The sequence below is a fragment of the Geomicrobium halophilum genome, assembly GCF_014207655.1.
Taxonomy (GTDB): domain Bacteria; phylum Bacillota; class Bacilli; order Bacillales; family Marinococcaceae; genus Geomicrobium; species Geomicrobium halophilum.
The window spans coordinates 103,815-123,070 of the sequence record NZ_JACHHJ010000005.1; the positions used below are offsets into that span (position 1 = coordinate 103,815).

The 19,256-nt window shown below is 42.7% G+C and carries 15 protein-coding genes; 10 read left to right on the plus strand and 5 right to left on the minus strand.

Annotation, left to right across the window (positions count from 1 at the left end; genetic code table 11):
* Positions 1–253: 253 nt before the first annotated feature.
* Both HNR44_RS15220 and HNR44_RS15225 read right to left on the minus strand, forming a co-directional pair.
* Positions 254–466 (minus strand): hypothetical protein, encoded by a 213-nt coding sequence (locus HNR44_RS15220; RefSeq protein ID WP_184405208.1) that lies wholly within the window; start codon positions 464–466, stop codon positions 254–256.
* A 104-nt stretch (positions 467–570) separates the two neighbouring features.
* On the minus strand, positions 571–1,668 hold the full coding sequence (locus tag HNR44_RS15225) for a DUF3500 domain-containing protein (protein WP_184405209.1): 1,098 nt from the start codon (positions 1,666–1,668) through the stop codon (positions 571–573).
* Between the two features lie 118 nt (positions 1,669–1,786).
* Between HNR44_RS15225 and HNR44_RS15230 the strand changes: the two genes are divergently transcribed.
* The 5 genes from HNR44_RS15230 (at position 1,787) to HNR44_RS15250 (ending at position 6,820) form a co-directional block, all read left to right on the plus strand.
* Entirely contained in the window at positions 1,787–2,614 is an 828-nt protein-coding gene (locus HNR44_RS15230) for an aldo/keto reductase (RefSeq protein WP_246407542.1), read from the plus strand.
* Between the two features lie 107 nt (positions 2,615–2,721).
* Positions 2,722–3,081 carry a PH domain-containing protein gene (locus tag HNR44_RS15235; RefSeq protein ID WP_184405210.1) on the plus strand — a complete coding sequence of 120 codons (360 nt, stop codon included), beginning with the start codon at positions 2,722–2,724 and terminating at the stop codon, positions 3,079–3,081.
* Between the two features lie 13 nt (positions 3,082–3,094).
* On the plus strand, positions 3,095–4,459 hold the full coding sequence (locus tag HNR44_RS15240) for a sigma-54 interaction domain-containing protein (RefSeq protein WP_184405211.1): 1,365 nt from the start codon (positions 3,095–3,097) through the stop codon (positions 4,457–4,459).
* A 265-nt stretch (positions 4,460–4,724) separates the two neighbouring features.
* Positions 4,725–5,501 (plus strand): 3-hydroxybutyrate dehydrogenase, encoded by a 777-nt coding sequence (locus HNR44_RS15245; protein WP_184405212.1) that lies wholly within the window; start codon positions 4,725–4,727, stop codon positions 5,499–5,501.
* Between the two features lie 32 nt (positions 5,502–5,533).
* Entirely contained in the window at positions 5,534–6,820 is a 1,287-nt protein-coding gene (locus HNR44_RS15250; protein WP_184405213.1) for a GntP family permease, read from the plus strand.
* A 116-nt stretch (positions 6,821–6,936) separates the two neighbouring features.
* On the opposite strand, the gene HNR44_RS15255 is transcribed toward HNR44_RS15250, so the two are convergent.
* Positions 6,937–9,471, minus strand: a complete 2,535-nt coding sequence (locus tag HNR44_RS15255) for an alkaline phosphatase (protein ID WP_184405214.1) — start codon at positions 9,469–9,471, stop codon at positions 6,937–6,939.
* A 546-nt stretch (positions 9,472–10,017) separates the two neighbouring features.
* Between HNR44_RS15255 and HNR44_RS15260 the strand changes: the two genes are divergently transcribed.
* A complete protein-coding gene (locus tag HNR44_RS15260; protein WP_184405215.1) occupies positions 10,018–11,166 on the plus strand; it encodes a dicarboxylate/amino acid:cation symporter in 1,149 nt (382 codons plus the stop codon).
* Between the two features lie 455 nt (positions 11,167–11,621).
* Here the strand turns inward: HNR44_RS15260 and HNR44_RS15265 are convergent, their stop codons facing one another.
* Together HNR44_RS15265 and ggt are read right to left on the minus strand one after the other, a co-directional pair.
* Entirely contained in the window at positions 11,622–12,707 is a 1,086-nt protein-coding gene (locus HNR44_RS15265) for a GerAB/ArcD/ProY family transporter (protein ID WP_184405216.1), read from the minus strand.
* A gap of 514 nt (positions 12,708–13,221) precedes the next feature.
* The gene (ggt, locus tag HNR44_RS15270) at positions 13,222–14,766 is read right to left on the minus strand and encodes a gamma-glutamyltransferase (RefSeq protein WP_246407575.1); all 1,545 of its coding nucleotides are present in this window, start codon (positions 14,764–14,766) and stop codon (positions 13,222–13,224) included.
* Between the two features lie 501 nt (positions 14,767–15,267).
* Here ggt and HNR44_RS15275 point away from each other — a divergent pair.
* The 4 genes from HNR44_RS15275 to mbcS all read left to right on the plus strand — a co-directional run bounded on the left by HNR44_RS15275 (position 15,268) and on the right by mbcS (position 19,179).
* On the plus strand, positions 15,268–15,519 hold the full coding sequence (locus tag HNR44_RS15275) for a GlsB/YeaQ/YmgE family stress response membrane protein (RefSeq protein WP_184405218.1): 252 nt from the start codon (positions 15,268–15,270) through the stop codon (positions 15,517–15,519).
* A 332-nt stretch (positions 15,520–15,851) separates the two neighbouring features.
* Positions 15,852–16,589 carry a type I methionyl aminopeptidase gene (gene map, locus HNR44_RS15280; RefSeq protein ID WP_184405219.1) on the plus strand — a complete coding sequence of 246 codons (738 nt, stop codon included), beginning with the start codon at positions 15,852–15,854 and terminating at the stop codon, positions 16,587–16,589.
* Positions 16,590–16,672: 83 nt separating this feature from the next.
* Positions 16,673–17,191, plus strand: a complete 519-nt coding sequence (locus HNR44_RS15285) for an O-acetyl-ADP-ribose deacetylase (protein WP_184405220.1) — start codon at positions 16,673–16,675, stop codon at positions 17,189–17,191.
* Positions 17,192–17,592: 401 nt separating this feature from the next.
* Positions 17,593–19,179: an acyl-CoA synthetase MbcS gene (gene mbcS / locus HNR44_RS15290; protein WP_184405221.1), complete on the plus strand. Its 1,587-nt coding sequence runs from the start codon at positions 17,593–17,595 to the stop codon at positions 19,177–19,179.
* Positions 19,180–19,256 lie beyond the last annotated feature (77 nt).

Here is a 19,256-nt window from a genome sequence, read left to right on the forward strand (position 1 = left end):
TGGAGTGCAAAAAAGCCTGTCTCGAGCATCCTGCTTGACCACGAAAGCATTTACTTTTCCGAGGAGTGGAGTGCCAGCTGGCTGCTTCGTAAGCGTGACCTCGGACGAAGAAAAAGTGATGTTCTTTTTCGAGGAAACTTTCCCGGACTTTTTGAACATCTTCCATAAAAAACGTCCGCATCCGATATAGGTGCGGACGTTTTGTTGCGGGGCGAGCTGAAATACAGGGGAGGTACACTCAAACCCGGAGCAGCTACGTCCAAATGGGATCTACCCAACCTGGAACGAGAAAGTCCCAACTTGGCTCAAGACCTACCAAACTAGGGCCGAGAAGTTCCCAACCTGGCCCAGAACCTACCAAACCAGGGCCGAGAAGTTCCCAACTTGGAACGGACCTACCTCCTGGAGCGAGAAGTTCCCAACTTGGCCTAGGACCTACCAAACCTGAGGCGAGAGGTTCAAACATGAAACGGGGTCTTCTTACCCGAGGCTGGGGTTTCCCGACTGGAGCGAGAATGCACTGAAATCCGGGCATGAGCCACTGTTTTGGCCGAATTGTAGCCAAAACAGCTATCCCGCAAACAGTCCGCCGTAATCTGCGAGCTTATCGCGCCAGATCGTGTGAAAGTGAAGGTTATCAGGATGCGTAACAGCCTCTCGGGAGGAAAATTCAATCCAAGCTCTTGGCCCGTCGATTCTTACGTAGGACCCTTCTTCGTGGTAATCTGGTGAGCCCGACCAGCCGATATACGTTTCCTTTAGGGCTTCATCGGCTAAATAAGCGTCAAGTAAAGCATCAGCCTTGTCTGTTTGTGCATCGTCAACCCACGCCCTGATTGCGGTTTGAACAAGATCTTGCTGCGAGGACGTTAAATCTGTATAAAGAATACCTTGGTTATCCGGAAAATTTCCATCTTCTCCTGCTCCGACAACTACATCGTCAAAGGTTTCAGAGATTTCACTGGCTTTGAGCTGATCTTTATCCAGTTCGTCAATGATGCTATAAATGCTGCTTCTTCGGGTTTTAAGTGGTTCATAGGTAATATTGTCCCACCAGGTAAACGAATCCGGCTCTGTTCCGGTGAACTGGGGGGTCGCACTTTTTTCCTCCCCGTTGAATACAAGGTTTTCCGCAAGGTGGTGACCGCTAAATTGAATCATCCATGGCTCTTTATCAGAGGGTGTTCCGAGGATGGCGATAAAGTATAGGCCAGGACCATACTCCTCGTCACCGGTATCCGTGAGCAGGAAAGCGTCTGCTTTCATAATTTCCGTTAACGTTTTATATCCTTCTTCGCTTAACGACGCTTTCATCAGCTGTAAGGCTGCTCTTACGCTTTCTTCGGGTAAATCCCCAATGGCTGTACCGTTGCGATTTTCGTAGTTAGCAGGGAGGTTTGTCCAATGGGTCGCGTTTTCTTCCGTTAAATCATATTTTACGGCCTCCCGTTCTTCCTGACTAAGCGTATCTAAAAATGCTTCCGCGAGTGCTGCTTCATTTTCCTCCACTTGACCATGGAGCGATTCATTGAGAAGTTCAATAATGGAAGCTGTTGATTCTGATTGTGTTTTCGAGATTGTTACCGCCTGGGCATTGATGGGAAAAGAAATGGCGATCAACACGCCAACGATTAATAGCCATTTTCCTTTACAAACCAAATGTTTCATTTCCATCCTCCATTTACAAAAATTTCATCTTAACGTAGCGTGCCCGATCCATGAATAAGCATGCGGATTTTGCCAAAAAAATGATCCGAAGCTATAATTAAGATAGGGGGGATGGTTAATGGTACATCAATCGATGAAAGATGTTATAAGATTCAATAACGGGGTCGTGATGCCTCAACATGGTTTTGGAATATACCTCATTAACGATCCTTCAGTTATCGAAAAGGCTCTGGATGCGGGCTACCGATCGTTTGACACAGCACAAATGTATGGAAATGAAGCGTTGCTCGGGGAGACACTGAATGAGAGTGATGTCAAAAGAGAAGAGCTATTTATAACAACGAAAATTGCGAACGAGAACCAAGGGTACGACAGCACCTTAGCTAGTTTTGAACAGTCCCTTGCAGATTTAGGTATATCGCAAGTGGACCTGTTGCTCGTTCATTGGCCGAGTCACCAGCATATGTTCGAAACCTGGAAAGCGTTTGAACGACTCTATGAGGAAAATGTTGCTCGAGCCATCGGGGTTTGTAATTTTAATCGTGAGCATATAGAGAAACTCACGACGAAGGCAAATGTGAAACCGGTCATTAATCAAATCGAATGTCACCCTTACCTTACACAATATCCACTCAAAGACTATTTAGACGAACAGGAGATTGTTACAGAGGCCTGGAGCCCACTTGGTCGGGGAATGGTCCTCTCAGACATTCAACTTGAAAAAATTGCGGAAAAATATAACAAAACCGTTGCACAGGTCATTCTCCGCTGGCATTTACAACAAGATACGGTAATTATTCCTAAGTCGGCGACAGCAAGCCGGATCGAGGCAAACACAGCAATCTATGATTTCCAGTTAACGGAAGAGGATATGGCCGTTATTGACCGTTTAAATAAAGAAGAACGCAGAGGCCCTAATCCTGACCAGGTTTTTATGGAAATTTAAATGAAAATAGAGCGAGCGGGCTTTGGCCTAGCCGCTCTTTTTTTATTTCTTTTTATATATGAAACTTGATATGATCAGTGATAGGAAAAAGAAAAGGATGTGAGCTCATGGCTTTTTGGAAAAAAGCAGAAAATCGGAAAAACCATCGTGAACAGGCCAGCGAATATTTAGTGGAAGATGAGCAGCTATTACAAACGTATGGTTTGATGATTGATTTTGTGGCCCTTACAAACCGACGGGTGATTTTTGTGAATAAATCGTTTGTTTCAAAACGCTCGGAAGTTGTGAGCATCCCCTATACAAAAATTGAGGAAATCGCTTTGTTAAAAGATCGGAAACTAGCGATCTCAAATCCTGTACGAATTAGTACACGATCGAACAATCATCATCTGAATCTCATAAAAGGGAATGATGCCACCGGATTTTATAAGCAATTGTCGCGGCAAATTCTTACTATTGATCAATAGGAAGGGGCAGTCCATGCAGTTTTTAAATGATCGGTATAGAGATGAAATTTTTGAAGCTGCCTTTGAAAATGCCTACCATTGTCTCGTTGTCGTGGATCATCAAGGGTTGATCACCTATATGAATCAAAGTTATTGCCGCTTTCTAGAGGTCGATCAGGAGAAAGTGTTAGGTATGCATGTTGCAGACGTAATTGAAAACTCGAGAATGCACATCGTTGTTCAAACTGGCGAAGAGGAGATTGCCGACCTGCAATACATTCGTGGCAATCACATGATTGCGAATCGAATTCCCGTTCGTTCAAATGGAGAAGTGGTAGGAGCAGTTGGAACGGTCCTCTTTCGCGATACAAAAGAATGGATGAACATGAACAGTCATATTAAAGATTTATTATCAGAACTTGAACATTATCGCAGCCAGCTCAAACATCAACATGGCATTACCTATTCTCTCCACGATATTGTAGGAAGTTCTCCGGCTATTAATGAAGTAAAACGTAAAATTAAAAAGGTGGCACCTGGAGATGTATCCGTATTATTAAGGGGAGAAAGCGGAACAGGAAAAGAACTATTCGCACACAGTATCCATCATTTGAGTGAGCGGAATTCCCAACCTTTTGTAGCAATTAATTGTGCAACAATTCCAGAGCATTTATTTGAATCAGAACTATTTGGTTATCAAGAGGGAGCCTTTACAGGCGCTAAGAAGGGAGGAAAGGTTGGGAAATTTCAACTTGCTCACGGGGGAACGCTTTTTTTAGATGAAATTGGTGATATGCCGTTAAATGCCCAAGTCAAGATTTTGAGGGTGTTGCAAGAAGGAGAAATTGAAGCTATAGGGGCAACTGAATCCAAGAAGGTAGATGTAAGAATTATAGCTGCAACAAACCAGCCATTAGAAAAGCTCATCGAGGAACATCGTTTTCGAGAAGACTTGTTTTATCGTATTAATGTGATTCCTATCCACGTTCCTGCTCTTAAAGAACGACCGGATGATATCCGTGTTTTGGCCAAATACCTTCTCCATAAAATAACAAAGCGTTCTGGTAAAAGGGTCATTGATATTCATGCAGAGGTGATTGACTTTTTTATGCAGTATTCATGGCCTGGCAACGTTAGAGAGTTGGAAAATGTAATAGAATCCGCGGTTCACCTTACAAATACAGAGGTCATTACCATGGAAGATCTGCCTGAACACATTCAGCCGGATACCTATTTGCTAAACGAAAATCATCGTTTAAAGGAAATAATGGAAAAGACAGAAAAACAAGCTATTGAAAATGCATTGAGAAAAGTAGATGGAGATAAAATAAGAGCTAAACACTTGTTAGGGATCGGAAAATCTGCCTTGTATGAAAAAATAAAGAAATATGGTTTATAACCATCGTCCAGAAATCCGGAATGCACCTCCGAATTTCTGGACTTTTTTACCCCCTTCTCATGTAAGGGTTTACATAAACTGAACGCCCCTTTTTCCGTTTTTGAGGAAAAAGGGGTTTGTTCTTGGGGTCAAACAGCGGGGCTGGGGCTATGTTTGCCCAAAAATAACGTTGGCACGTTTCCTGCAAATATATTGGTAGGGATTCAATGGATGGATCAGTTTGGAGAAAAAATTGCCTAAAACATGGACACTGGAGGTTTTTAAGATGGTAACGAATAAAGTTGTTTTTATCACAGGTGCTGCAAGTGGTATTGGGTATGAGATTGGAGCCAGTTTTGTAAGAAACGGGGCAAAGGTCGTATTTTCGGATCGAGATGAAGCGAAAGTACAAGAAGCTGCTGAAAGCTTGAAGAAAGAAGGATATAACTGTTTAGCAGTAAAATGTGATGTCACACAAGAAGATGAATTTAAACAGGCTGTAGATACGACCGTAAATCATTACGGCAGCCTCGACGTTTTGATTAATAACGCAGGAATGCAGCATGTGGCTTCCATTGAAGAGTTTCCAACAGAAAAGTTCGAAATGATTACACAAGTGATGCTTGTAGCCCCATTTATGGCGACAAAGCATGTACTACCGATCATGAAAAACCAAGGATCAGGACGAATCATCAATATGTCTTCCATTAATGGGCTCATCGGATTTGCTGGCAAAGCGGCCTACAATAGTGCCAAACATGGTGTCATTGGATTAACAAAAGTAGCTGCTTTGGAAGCAGCTGAAGATGGGGTTACGGTGAATGCACTTTGCCCGGGTTATGTCGATACGCCTCTTGTTCGTAATCAGCTGGAAGATTTGGCAAATAATCGCGGGGTTTCCTTTGATAAAGCCCTCGAAGAAGTCATTTACCCCCTTGTTCCGCAAAAACGATTATTAGACGTCCAAGAAGTCGCCGACTATACGATTTTTTTAGCAAGCGATCAAGCAAAAGGGGTCACCGGCCAAGCTGTTGTGATTGACGGGGGATATACAACTCAATAAGTAACTTGAGATATAGATGAGGAGGGCTTCACTTGATTGGAATTATACTTGGTCTCATCGTTTTGATGGTCCTGGCTTATTTAGGATGGTCCATTATTTGGGTAGCTCCTATTGCTGCTGGTGTGGTCGCCCTTACCGGGGGATTGGACTTACTAGATGCTTATACAGGTACGTATATGGAAGGTTTCGTGGGTTTTGCTAAAGATTGGTTTCCTGTATTTATGCTAGGGGCCATCTTTGGAAAGCTTATGGAAGATACAGGTATGGCTAGATCAGTTGCCGTGGCTTTTACAAGGGTTATTGGTACGAAGCGGGCAATATTGGGTGTGTTGGTTTCTTGCGCGGTTCTGACGTATGGTGGTGTTAGCCTATTTGTCGTTGTGTTTGCGGCTTATCCACTTGCGTTAACATTATTTCGAGAGGCAAATATTAGCAGACGGCTCATTCCACCTACGATTGCATTAGGTGCCTTCACGTTTACAATGACGGGCCTTCCCGGAACTCCGCAAATTCAAAACCTTATCCCAATGGGGTATTTTGAAACGACGGCTATGGCTGCCCCTATTATGGGGATTGCTGCTTCAACTGTGATGGCCTTCGGTGGTTATTTTTATCTACGGTGGCGAGAAAAAGCCATGACAAACAAGGGGGAATTTTTCACCGAGCCAAAGGATAAAAAGATGGTCGATACTGAAGAAGAAGATGCACCAAACTTTATACTGTCTCTGTTACCTCTGATTACCGTATTAATCACTTTAAATTTATTAGGGTGGGATATCATAGTAGCATTAATTTCCGGTATTCTATTAATCATGTTGTTGAATTTATCGAAATTTAGAGGCTTTGTAACAGCTATCAACGGCGGTGCGACTGGGTCAGTTACCGCAATCGTTAATACAAGTGCAGCGGTAGGTTTCGGGGCTGTCGTTCAAGCAGTACCTGGATTTAACCAACTGACGAATTATTTAACAAGCATAGAAGGGAATCCCTTAATTTCGCAAGCAGTGGCAGTAAATCTACTGGCGGGGGCAACAGGATCAGCATCTGGCGGTCTGGGTATAGCATTAGATTCGCTAGGACCCACCTATTATGAAATTGCTATGCAAACCGGTATTAATCCGGAAGCCTTTCACCGTGTTGCCTCACTTGCTTCCGGGGGATTAGATGCACTCCCTCACAATGGAGCTGTTCTAACTTTGCTTACGGTAACTGCCATGACGCATAAAGATTGTTATAAAGACATTTTTGTGGTTGCTGTGCTTATTCCTATTCTATCTATAGTAGTTGCAATTTTATTTGCTGCAATAGGGATTTATTAAAGGAAGAAATTTGCCTTAGGAGAGAGAACTTCCTCCAAGAATAAGCTGATATGTTAACGTGCAGGCTCTTTTCTTGGAGGATTTTTTATCATGAATTGACCAAGGTCATAGGTTTTTTAGTTATCATTCTCTAATGCAGTGTTTAAGCGATTTGGATAATCTGTGAAAATACCAGTCACGCCCCAATCAATCAATCGTTCCATATCCTCTTTTTCATTAATGGTATATGGATGGATGAGAAGGTTGTGATTTAGAGTTTTTTGTACAAAATCTTTGTTAAAAACTTCAGTTTCATCATCAATAAAGTTTGGACCAATACCAATTGCGTATTCACGTATATTCTCAAAATCCTCTGTCGTCATGTTTTCTGGATTTGGAGTAATATCATTTGACTCTTTCGTCTTACCAGTTTCTTTGTTCACTTCATATGATAGCAATTGAACGAGTGGAATGTCGTCATTTAAGTTATGAATTTCTTTAAGGCTTTCTGGGCTGAATGACTGGATAATAACGTTATCATTTAGGTCATACTCTTCCACGGTATTAACCAATGGTTTTTCCATGCCTTCATTAATCGTTGGTGATTTCGTTTCAATGTAATAATTTTCGTCTTGGCCATATTCATCAAAAACTTCTTCAAGCGTCAAGACTTCTAAATATTCATGGGAATCTTCTGATTGTTGCGGGTACTTTTGGTTAAACCAAGATCCTGCATCTAGCTCTTTTAGTTCCTCCAGTGTATGATCGCCAATTTCTCCTTCTCCATTGGTTGTCCGATCAATTTCATCATCGTGAAACACTACGAGCTCGTTGTCGGCAGTTATTTGAACATCCAATTCTAAATAATCTGAGTCCATTTCAACTGCTTTATCATAAGAGGCGATCGTATGTTCAGGTGCATGACCGCTTGCTCCGCGGTGAGCGATATTCAGAAATTCTTCGTGGGTTCCTGTTTTTGTCCCATCGTTATTTTCACCGTTTGTCACGTCTTCTTTCAATGTACTTTTCGCTCCCTTATCACTTCCGGCGTTAGCCTCATGAGCAGGAGGGGTGATTTTCAATTCATCGCCCGCATAAATCTTATCAGGATTGTTAATATCGTTATCACTTGTTAAGGTTTCTACAGTGGTCTGATGGTTTTGAGCCAATTCCGATAACGTATCACCCCATACGATATCATGGAGGATTGGGTACCCACTCGTAGTATCTTTTTGACCTTCGGAACTGGTGCTTTCGAATTCTATACCAGCTTGGTCAGCAATGATTTTAGATAGATCAGTATTATCGATTACCCCGTTAAATTGATCTGATCCTGTACCAGAAGCAAATATCGGAACCATGTTCCCTGAATGTCCTGAGGTGCTAGTACTTTTCTCGGTAATTTCACGATTAAAAACATCGACGTTATAATGTTCTGCGATCACTAGGCCTAATTCAACAGCCTGATCCCATTCATCCTTAGGGGTGCCATCATCTTCATAAAGGTGGTTATTTAGTCTTTCCATATCCTCATTACTTAGTTCAAAACCAGCATGTTCAGATACGATAGACTGAATGCTTTCTTCCGTAAAACGTTCATTTTCCTCATCATAATTAAACTCTTCGATCATATATTCAGGTGAAGCGGAGACCTCTCGAAGGGCTTCAACATCCATAACTTCAGTCATCGACATACCCATGGTTTCATGATCGGAAGTGACAACGAGTAGCGTATCATCACGTTCCTCTGCCCATTCTTTCACGTATTCAACAGTGTCATCAAATTCGACCATTTCTTTCCATACACTAGTAGCATCAGCATAATGGGCGGCATGGTCAATCCTTGCACCCTCAATCATTAAAAAGAAACCATCTTCATCATGTTCTAATGTATCTAAAGCAACTTCTGACATTTCACTTAATGAGGGTTGATCTTCCTCTATAAGGTCTATATCAGTTTCCAAGGCCATATGTTCATCAGCAAACAGCCCTAAAAGTTGATCCGTATGGTCTATGTTCATTAACTCTTCTCGGGTTTCGACAAATTGATAACCATCGTCTTCGAATGCTTCTGTTAAATCAACTCCATCCTGTGCTTCGGGTAAAAAGTACTCTAGGCCGCCACCTAATAAAACGTCATATTGATTTTCATATTGTTGTCTTGCAATATCTTCATGTTGGTCACGATCTTTAACATGAGCGGTAAATGCGGCTGGGGTAGCATCTGTAATCGAATGATTGACAACAGCACCAGTTTTCTTTCCATCTTCTTGAAACGCTTGCATTATAGATTGTACGGGCTCTCCATCTGGAGTCATACCCACCATCCCGTTATTAGTTTTTTGAGAGTTTGCTATTGCTGTTCCTGCTGCGGCAGAGTCAGTGACATGGTTGTCATGTGAATAGGTTTGCATGAGTCCTATGTCTTCCAATTGTTCCATGTGGAATTGATCTTCTTTTCCGTGTTCTAATGCTCGAGCAATTTCCAACTGACCCATTCCAAGCCCATCGCCAATCATCATAATGACATTTTCGATATTTTCTGTCTCTTCTCCACCTTCATAGTCCTCTTGATTGCCATCGTTTCCTGAGTCTGCTAAAGTGACTCCTTGGATACTTAATAAAGGGAATAAAAACACTGCTGATCCACCTATTAATAGTTTTTTTAACAAAGAAAATCACCTTCTTCTCCTATTTTTTATGGGATATTTAAGGATAGATACATATCCTTTTCTAGGACTGTCAAACCTATAATAGATAATCTGCGATCAAAAAATATACATGACTATTACAAAAAATTCGTAAAAAATGATAGGTATTGATAACCCAAGCTAGTTAAAGTCTTCGCTACATTTCAATGCTCCCTCCTTCGCTGACTAGTCCTTCATTAGCCATGAAATAAAAAGAGACAGCTTTTTACAGGTGGGTGCATAATTCACCCAACCTATAGAAAGCTGTTTCTCATTTACTCAGCAGCTTAATGATTAACTTGACATTTATTATATATACTATATTATCTTGTGTAAACCCTTACAGGGATAAAGTAGAGTAAATCACTGAAATAATAGAAAAAGAGAAGAGTCGGGACATGCATTAATAATTCATTATGATAAGGGGTTCTAGGCTATCGTGATTTTCATATAAATAAATCAATCACTGGGCCAGTGTAACGGCAGGGTTTATGGTTTTATAAATGTAGATTTATGAAGGGGGTTGAAATGAAACTAATATTAAAATTATTAATGGGTATTATTGCTGGTATTGTAATTGGATTATTTGTAAATGAAACGGCTATGGGATATATTATGTCGTTTCAAATGATTTTTGGGCAGGTTCTTAGTTATATCGTTCCTTTCATCATCTTATTTTTTATCACGAGCGGTGTGAGCCGTATGGGAAAAGATTCCGGGAAGCTGCTCGGTTTAACCGCCGGGATTGCATACGGGTCTACGATCGTAGCAGGTGTCCTAGCTTTCATTATAGCGTCACTGATCATTCCGGTGTTCATTGACGGGTCCGCACCTGCGATCGATGAAGGCAATGGTTTCTCCCCGATTTTTGAGTTAGAAATCGATCCGGCGATGGCGATCATTACAGCTCTTATAACAGCATTTATCTTTGGGATCGGGATTGCAAGAATGAATACGCCGACATTAAAATCCTTCTTTGATGAAGGAAAAATAATTATTGAAAAATTCATTTGGGTTGTGATTATACCGATTTTGCCGTTTTATATCGCGAGTATCTTTGTAGAATTATCAGCTGAGGGTACCGTTTGGGAGACGCTAGCTTCTTTTGGCCTCGTGTTGCTCTTGGCGTTAGCCACCCATTGGCTCTACCTGATCGGTGCCTACTCGATTGCGGGCGGCCTTACTGGACGAAACCCTTTTAGCTTGTTAAAAACGATGTTGCCTGCTTATTTTACGGGTATAGGCACGATGTCGAGTGCTGCAACGATTCCGGTTACTACCGAGCAAACAAAGAAAAATAACGTTGATCCTGCCATGGCAGACTCAATCGTACCCTTAGGTGCGAATATTCATCTCGCTGGTAGTACGATCACGATCACGATGGCCTCCATGACAGTGATGATGCTATTTGGAGGGTTAGACTCACCCACTTTCGGAGCCATCTTCCCATTTATACTGGGCCTTGGGGTAATTATGATCGCAGCCCCTGGTGTACCAGGAGGAGCTATAATTGCAGCATCCGGGCTCTTAACCTCGATGCTAGGCTTTAATGAAGCGGCTATTGGTCTAATGATCGCGCTGTATATGGCTCAAGATAGCTTGGGCACCGGCTGTAACGTTACCGGCGATGGAGCGATTGCACTCTCTGTGAACCATTTTATTTCCAAGAATAAGTAAAGATAAGGCAAAAATGTGTAACCTAGGGAGTTGCACATTTTTGCTTAGGTGTGTCCGGCATGTGCACAACCTTTAGGTTAGAATCCTCGTCTTCTTGCCAAGCTTGGGATGAATGGACGAGCAAGGAACGAGCGCTTGTTCAAGAGCTCACCGGCTACCATTCGAAACTTGCCCTATGCTATGCGTGGAAATAAGCGTTCATTGACTGGTATGATTCTAAGTCTTGATGACAAAAAAGCCACATAGACGCTTCAAGAATAGTACAAACAAGGGCATACGATCCAGGGGTACATGAGTCAACCATAGATTTTGGTTTTGCGCCAAAAAGTTGCCGATTTCAGAAAGAATAAAGAATTTATGGGGGTCTATAAGCTTGGTAAGGAATACCCCTACCAGCCGTTTCGTACGATAGAAACACAGAATCTCGAACTGTAGTATCAAAACCGGAGAGCAATTCACCCGCTGGAGTCTATTGGTTTACGGGACCTCCTTTTGGTGATGATCGATTGGAGTAGAAATAAGAGGGGGAGGTAGACGAAAAGCGTATAAAAAGTCAAGCTGGTTGTAAAGGATGTGAGGTTCTCAATTTCTAAACGAGTTGTAAAGAAGAAAGCGCTACCGAAAATCAGAAGCGAGAGCCCCCGTACCGCATGGCGTTGGGAAATGCGTATCGTCTGTTTGGCGACACGACTCGCTGCCCATAACCCTAGGGCCATATTTGGCAATAAAGTAAGGATCCAGAGGGAGATCCCAAAGTATTCCATATCCCATAAGTATAGCATCGGCCATATAATCGTGACCAGATGATGTTCATGCAAATAGAGCACGGGAATGATGAAGCAGAACAGATACAGGATCATACTGAAGGTCACCCCTAACTGTGCCCATTTATGTGATCGTGGAGCTTCTTTCATAAAGGGATAAGCCATTAACAAGACTTCAAAACCTAAGAATCCATACGTCATGTCCGGTGTGACTGACCAGAGATCCCTCACGGGATGATTCCCGATCGGAAACAAACTGCCCCATTGCATTTGTCCATAGGGCCAATCGAGGAAAAAAAAGAACGGAGGAGTCACAAGGACCCCTAGCGCGCTGATCCCTACGATCGTTCGAAAACCTGCCGTCGTAAACAGGTAGGTCAAGAATAGGAGCACGAAGAAAAAGACCCCGGAAGCGACTTCCGGAAAGAGCCATGTGCGAAGGAGTTCCGCATAGGGAGCAAGGTTAACCAGTACGTACAGACTGTAATAAAAGATCCAATATAGGCTTAGAAAGCTTCCTAGCCTCTCCCCGAAAACCTGCGTGTGAACATCAACAATGGTATGATGCTGATTTAGCATCTTGTACATGATACCGATCACGACATGAACCATCAATGCCGCGATTATGATTACCATCCAGCCATCGTGACCGGCGAAGGAGACAAGCCTGCGTTGAAAGGAAAAAATAGCTAACCCAATGGTTGTGACCGCCACGATAAAAAACGCGAAAAAGGGTGAGAGTTGTCTTGTCCTCATCCAGTCTGCTCGCATAGCCATACTCCTTAATCCCCTCGATATCTTGGTATCCAATCGCCGTCTTTTGTGAAACATCGGGCGTTTTGAAACGGAAAATTTGGCATCGTCTCTACATCCGTAGATTCTCGTTTAGGTTTTGCCTATGGGCGTTTCTTATTCATCATCCATAGACTTTTTTGAATAAGTTAGATGGAGAGGTGTAGTGGAGGTAATAAGAAATGTTCAAATCACAGAGAAAAATATATTCGTTCGATATTAGATGCTTTAAAAAAGGATGATACGGAAACGTTCAGAACCATGTTTTTATTTTTCAAAACATGGTATTCCTAGTGAATTCGAAAAATTACTCTGTTTTGTATATTTTCAATATGCACAAAAAAGTAATCTATATCTGTATGTTTTCTAGCTGTGGTAAAACCGTCTCATGCCGAAAGGAGTTCTTTCTATTCTTAAGGCCTCGTTGATGTACTTGAAAAGCTCCTCAATATCGCTTGAGGAGCTTCCTTCTTATACCCATCGGGTTAGCCTTCTTAACTTAATACGCGGTTACCATTCCATCTGTTCTCGATTCCGAGCCGCCTGTTAGGGTTCCTGTTTCCGGGTCTCTCCAAATGATTTGTCCTCTTCCGAAATTTCCGATTGAATTTGTCGTTATTTCGATATTATGACCCTTGATTTCAAGTGCATGCGCAAGATGCGAAGGAAAAGTTTTTTCAAGTAAGATTGTCTTGTCTTCCATCCATCTCCACCTCGGCGCATCCAAAGCAGCTTGTGGATTTAAGTTGAAGTCAATCGTATTCATGATCATTTGCATATGTCCTTGCGGTTGCATCATGCCGCCCATTACACCGAAAGGTCCGATTGCTTGATTGTTTTTCGTTAGAAAGCCTGGAATGATCGTATGATACGTTTTCTTTCCGGGCTGCAGGGCGTTCGCGTGAGAAGGATCAAGGGAGAAATCATGACCACGGTTGTGAAGGCTGATGCCTGTTTCAGGTACAACCAGACCAGAGCCAAATCCCATGTAGTTACTTTGAATAAAGGAGACCATATTGCCGTCATTATCCGCCGTTGCGAGATAAACGGTACCTCCCATTTTCGGATTGCCGGCCTCTGGTGTTAAAGCTGAGTCACCAATGAGATTACGGCGTTCTCCCATATACGAATCTGATAATAATTGTTCGACAGAGACATCCATATATCTTCGGTCGGTCACATAAGTCATCGCGTCTGCGAAACTTAGCTTGATCGCTTCCATCTGTTTATGATGCGTCTCGACTGTGTCCCTTTCGTTCAATTGAAAGCCGTTTAACATTTTTAACGCTTGTAACCCAACAATGCCATGTCCGTTAGGAGGAATCTGCCAAACGTTATAGCCTCGATAATCGACGCTAATCGGTTCCACCCATTCCGGTTTGTAAGCCGCTAAGTCATCACTTGTTAAAAATGCATCATATTGACGAGCGAACTGGTCGATTTTATCAGCTAATTCCCCGCGGTAGAAAGACTCTGCGTTCGTATTAGCAATGTCACGAAGTGTTCTGGCCTGATCTGGAGAACGGAAAATCTCCCCGGCTTTTGGCGCTCGCCCGCATGAAGCAAACATATCAAACCAGCTTCTAAACTCTTCGCCTTCCAACGCGCTAAATGTACCATAAGCATCACTCCATAAATGAGCGATAACTGGAGAAACGGGGAAGCCATGTTCTGCATAATGAATAGCCGGTTCGAGAACTTCCGTTAAAGGCAGTTTTCCAAATTCCTTGCTAAGCTCTGCCCAACCAGCAGGCTGACCGGGTACGGTAACTGGAATCCAACCTCTCTCCGGAATTTCATCGTACCCCGCATCTTGCAATGCATCGATGGACAGTGATCTTGGTGCAGGTCCGCTTGCGTTTAAGCCATGCAACTTACCCTTTGTCCATACAAGTGCGAAAGCATCGCCGCCAATACCATTCCCGGTTGGCTCCACGACGGTGAGACATGCTGCAGTCGCAATCGCCGCATCAATGGCATTGCCACCTTTTTTCAAAATATCTAGCCCAGCTTGCGAAGCCAAAGGCTGTGATGTTGCGACCATTCCTTTTTCAGCATACACCGGTTTTCGAGACAGTGGATATGGTTGATATAGAGGGTCCAATATACTCTCTCCTTCCATATTCTAGTGATGAGGAACCGCCTTAGCGATTCTCTAGTACATAAAGAAAATGTTAAGAGAGCATTCACAACATAAATAGTAAGGTCATTATGGATTAATTTCCAAAACATAAAAATCACTATCTGTCATATCAAAAGAAGCCCTTTATATTATTCAGGAGACGAGCCCCCATTCTCTTTTTTGAATTCGCGGGTTAACAGGGTTTAAGGGATGATTTAGATTCTAAATGATTAGATTCGACAAAAAAAGTTTTATCTCATGCGGAAATGGTTATGTAACATAAGGCAGATGTATTAAGGAGGAATAGTGAGGGGAGGCTAAAGGAAGTCGTCAATAAAGCGAAGGGATTCGCACAAAATTATTCTGTATATATATCTTTAAGGGTGGTTAATAGATCCCCTTATTTTTAGGAGGTCGATGACGATGTTATCATTTATCTGGAGCTTGATTATTGGTGGCCTTATTGGCTGGGCAGCTGGAGCCATAACAGGCAAAGGTGTGCCTTTTGGTATTATAGGCAATATTGTAGCAGGATTTATCGGTGCCAATCTTGGAACTTGGTTATTCGGAAATTGGGGTTGGACCCTCGGGGGCTTTGCAGTGTTCCCGGCATTGATTGGCGCGATCATTCTTGTTCTTATTGTTAGTGCTATTACAAACGCAATGAAAAAATAATCCTTAGGAAAACCGTTATTCGGTTATCGTTCACAATGGTAGGGTTTTTTAATTTTCCCTGCCTTTTTTGTTTGTATTCGAGCCCGAAGAGTAGTGCAACCATTGCTCTTGCTCGGTTAAGGACGGAAAATTAAAGGGGGTATCAATAAAATCTGAACTTTCAGCCGATGTAAGCTTGTTCCGCTTATAAATATCTGTGTATGAGCCAATGCAATAAGAAACAATCGTCTTCACCCGATGAGTAATTGTTGTTGAAGGCGGAAAAGAGGGCTACAATAGATCATAAAGTAACAAATTTGAGATACCTCTATTTTTTAAAAGGAGTCTTCATAATGATTGTAGAAACCGATCAAGATATTCAAGGGCTTAAAGATGCGGGGAAAGTGATGGCAGATATTCGTGATGAGTTGATGAATCAGGCGAAACCAGGTGCTACAACCATTGAGCTTGATAGGATCGCAGGCGAAATGTTCAAGGATGCTGGAGCCATTTCCGCGCCCATCAGCACATATGGATTCCCAGGCCATACGTGCATCAGTGTAAATGAAGAAGTTGCTCATGGCATCCCCGGGAAGCGTGAGATTCAAGAAGGGGATTTAGTGAACATTGATGTTTCTGGGGCCTATAACGATTATTGGGTGGACACTGGTCAATCTTTTGTCGTTGGTAAAGGCGATCCATTACTTACAAAGTTAGTGAAGGCAACGGAAACGACGTTCAATGCAGGTCTTGCAAAATTCAAAGCAGGCGCGAAAGTAAGCGGCGTCGGACGGGCTGTTCACAAAACAGCTAGGGAAGAGGGGTTTAGAGTGATCAAAAATCTAACTGGGCATGGTGTTGGTTCTTCCCTCCGAGATGCTCCGGATCATATTTATAATTACTTTAACCCATGGGATCGAACGCTTTTGGAAGATGGTATGGTGATTGCGTTTGAACCGTTCGTCTCCACAAAAGCGGAAGAAATCTACGAAAAAGATGACGGCTGGACGTTAACGACAAAGGATAGCTATGTTGCTCAAATCGAACATACAATTATCGTTACAAAAGATGAACCAATCATTGTGACGTGATTTTAAAGTGAAGGGCTGAAGCCACGAAGAAAAGTCCAAATTCGCTAGTAAAAACCCATCAGAGAATCGGGGGTATGAGAAAGATGCCACACGAAAAAATCGATGTGATTCAGGAAGATATAACAAAACTGGAAGTAGACGCCATTGTAAATGCCGCTAACAAAAAGCTGCTCGGCGGTGGGGGTGTGGATGGAGCTATCCATCGAGCTGGAGGCAAAGAGATTCTTGAAGAGTGTAAAGAAATTGGAGGTTGTGAAACGGGTGAAGCCGTGATTACAACTGCGGGAAAGATGCCTGCAAGGCGTGTCATCCATACGGTCGGACCGGTATGGAATGGAGGAGACAATAACGAAGATCGACTGCTCGAAAATTGCTATAGAAACTCGTTACAGCTTGCTAAAGAATATGGTCTGACCACCGTGGCTTTTCCGAATATCAGTACAGGTGTTTATAGTTTTCCGAAAGAAAGGGCAGCACGGATTGCTGTTGAAACGGTGGAGCAATTTATAAATGAGGCTGAGGAGCCCTCCATAACTAAGGTGATTTTTATCTGTTTTGATCAAGAGAACTTTGATTTGTATTCCGGTTTGCTGAATGAGTAGATGGAGCTATACAAACATTGATGCCCGAGCACTTCGTTAGTGACCGGGCTCATTTTAATTTCTAGTCAAAAACAGGTAAGGGCGGCCATAAGAACATGGACGATACCAAGATAACCAACGATTCTTATTGTCCTTGGCTTTTTGCTCCGACGTTGTCTCGCTCGTCAGTTGTAAGACAAATCTGTGGAGTTCCTTCTAGGTAAGTCCACTTATTGTTTTCTTACTTTTCCCTATAGATATGAAACACTTCCCTCTAAATGCTCTCTTAAAGTGTAAATGTGTTTAAACACTTAAACAGTTTGCAAAAGCATGTCCCCTGCTCATCTCTAGATTCATGACTGGCACAGGAATTGCATTTATAAATAATAGCCAAGGGACATTTTAATATAAGGGGGATGACGATGGAAGTCCAAGAATTGATTGCGCCTTCACAGTACAATATTGCTCATACGGTTGAAAGGTTTGCTGATGATTCTACACGTCCGGCCATTCGTTGGCTGAGTGAAGACGGGCAGAGGCGAACGGTGTCTTACCGAGAATTGGTTGAAAAATCAAACCAATATGCTCAAATTTTACGTCGATCAGGGTTGAATAAAGGCGACAAGGTCCTGATTATTTTACCTCGTATCCCTGAAGCGTATATGACCTATCTTGCATGTCTAAAAGCAGGGTTGGTTGCAATCCCGTGTTCAGAAATGCTGAGAAAAAAAGATTTGGTTTTTCGGATGGAGCACTCTGGTGCGAGAGCAGTCGTTGCTCATCATCAAGCAACGACAGAAGTCAATGGGATTCAGGATGACTATGAAGCGCTCGATCGTAAATTTATCATCGGTCAGAAAGTAAATGGGTGGCAGTCGTTAGAAGAGATGGCAAAAGAAGAAAACAAGAATTATAGCGGAGAATTAACATCAAGAGATGACTTAGCTTTCCTTTCTTACACATCCGGAACGACAGGGAACCCGAAAGGAGTCGCTCATACACATGGGTGGGGATATGCCCATGTCGAGACAGCAGCAAAGAATTGGCTGAATGTAGAAGAGGGCGACCTGGTTTGGGCAACGGCAGCTCCTGGCTGGCAAAAATGGATCTGGAGTCCTTTTCTCTCCACCATCACGCTCGGTGCTACGGCATTTGTTTATCACGGAAGGTTTGAGCCTGAGACGTATTTGCAACTTTTAGAAAAAGAGGGGATTGAAGTCCTATGTTGTACGCCTACGGAATATCGTTTAATGGTTAAAGTTGATCATTTCCAGAATTATCAGCTGCCGAAACTTAAAAGTGCTGTTTCCGCAGGGGAGCCGTTGAATCGCCCTGTAATTGATGCTTTTCAACGAGCATTCAATATCAATGTTCGTGATGGCTATGGACAAACGGAGAATACATTGCTGGTAGGGACATTAGAAGGGATGGAACAAAAACCTGGATCTATGGGGGTTCCAACACCTGGAAACCAAGTAGAGATTATCGACCAAGAGGGAGCAATTTCCCCAATAGGAGAAGTCGGGGATATTGCTGTTCACAAAGATACTCCCGCCCTTTTCAAACGTTATTATCATGATCCTGAGCGGACTCTGTCGGCATATCGCGGGGATTGGTACCTAACCGGGGATCAAGCTTTCCGGGATGAAGATGGCTATTTTTGGTTTGTAGGTAGAAGCGACGACATCATTATCAGTGCAGGGTATACCATTGGTCCGTTTGAAGTAGAGGATGCCCTTGTTAAACACGAAACAGTTAAAGAATGTGCGGTTGTTGGGGTCCCCGATGAAATCAGAGGAAACATCGTCAAAGCCTATGTCGTACTTCGGGAACCGGAGTCTGTTGGCTCTACAGATGATCTCGTTAAAGAATTACAGGATCATACGAAACGATTAACCGCTCCCTATAAATATCCAAGAACAATCGAATTCATTGACGATCTTCCAAAAACCACATCAGGGAAAATACGGCGTGTGACCTTAAGGCAAGAACAATCAACGAGTGAATGATCATAGTTGTAGTTATCGATTGTGAAAAATGAAAAGCTGTTTTATCATGATAACAGAAAACGCTTTCATTAAGAGGT

Excerpts from the sequence above, each read along its gene's own strand:
- HNR44_RS15240 (WP_184405211.1), top strand. The coding sequence starts at position 3,095 with ATGCAGTTTTTAAATGATCGGTATAGAGATGAAATTTTTGAAGCTGCC.
- mbcS (WP_184405221.1), top strand. The coding sequence starts at position 17,593 with ATGGAAGTCCAAGAATTGATTGCGCCTTCACAGTACAATATTGCTCAT.
- HNR44_RS15275 (WP_184405218.1), top strand. The coding sequence starts at position 15,268 with ATGTTATCATTTATCTGGAGCTTGATTATTGGTGGCCTTATTGGCTGG.
- HNR44_RS15225 (WP_184405209.1), bottom strand. The coding sequence starts at position 1,668 with ATGAAACATTTGGTTTGTAAAGGAAAATGGCTATTAATCGTTGGCGTG.
- HNR44_RS15245 (WP_184405212.1), top strand. The coding sequence starts at position 4,725 with ATGGTAACGAATAAAGTTGTTTTTATCACAGGTGCTGCAAGTGGTATT.
- HNR44_RS15260 (WP_184405215.1), top strand. The coding sequence starts at position 10,018 with ATGAAACTAATATTAAAATTATTAATGGGTATTATTGCTGGTATTGTA.
- map (WP_184405219.1), top strand. The coding sequence starts at position 15,852 with ATGATTGTAGAAACCGATCAAGATATTCAAGGGCTTAAAGATGCGGGG.
- ggt (WP_246407575.1), bottom strand. The coding sequence starts at position 14,766 with ATGGTCGCAACATCACAGCCTTTGGCTTCGCAAGCTGGGCTAGATATT.
- HNR44_RS15220 (WP_184405208.1), bottom strand. The coding sequence starts at position 466 with ATGTTTGAACCTCTCGCCTCAGGTTTGGTAGGTCCTAGGCCAAGTTGG.
- HNR44_RS15230 (WP_246407542.1), top strand. The coding sequence starts at position 1,787 with ATGGTACATCAATCGATGAAAGATGTTATAAGATTCAATAACGGGGTC.
- HNR44_RS15235 (WP_184405210.1), top strand. The coding sequence starts at position 2,722 with ATGGCTTTTTGGAAAAAAGCAGAAAATCGGAAAAACCATCGTGAACAG.
- HNR44_RS15285 (WP_184405220.1), top strand. The coding sequence starts at position 16,673 with ATGCCACACGAAAAAATCGATGTGATTCAGGAAGATATAACAAAACTG.
- HNR44_RS15265 (WP_184405216.1), bottom strand. The coding sequence starts at position 12,707 with ATGGCTATGCGAGCAGACTGGATGAGGACAAGACAACTCTCACCCTTT.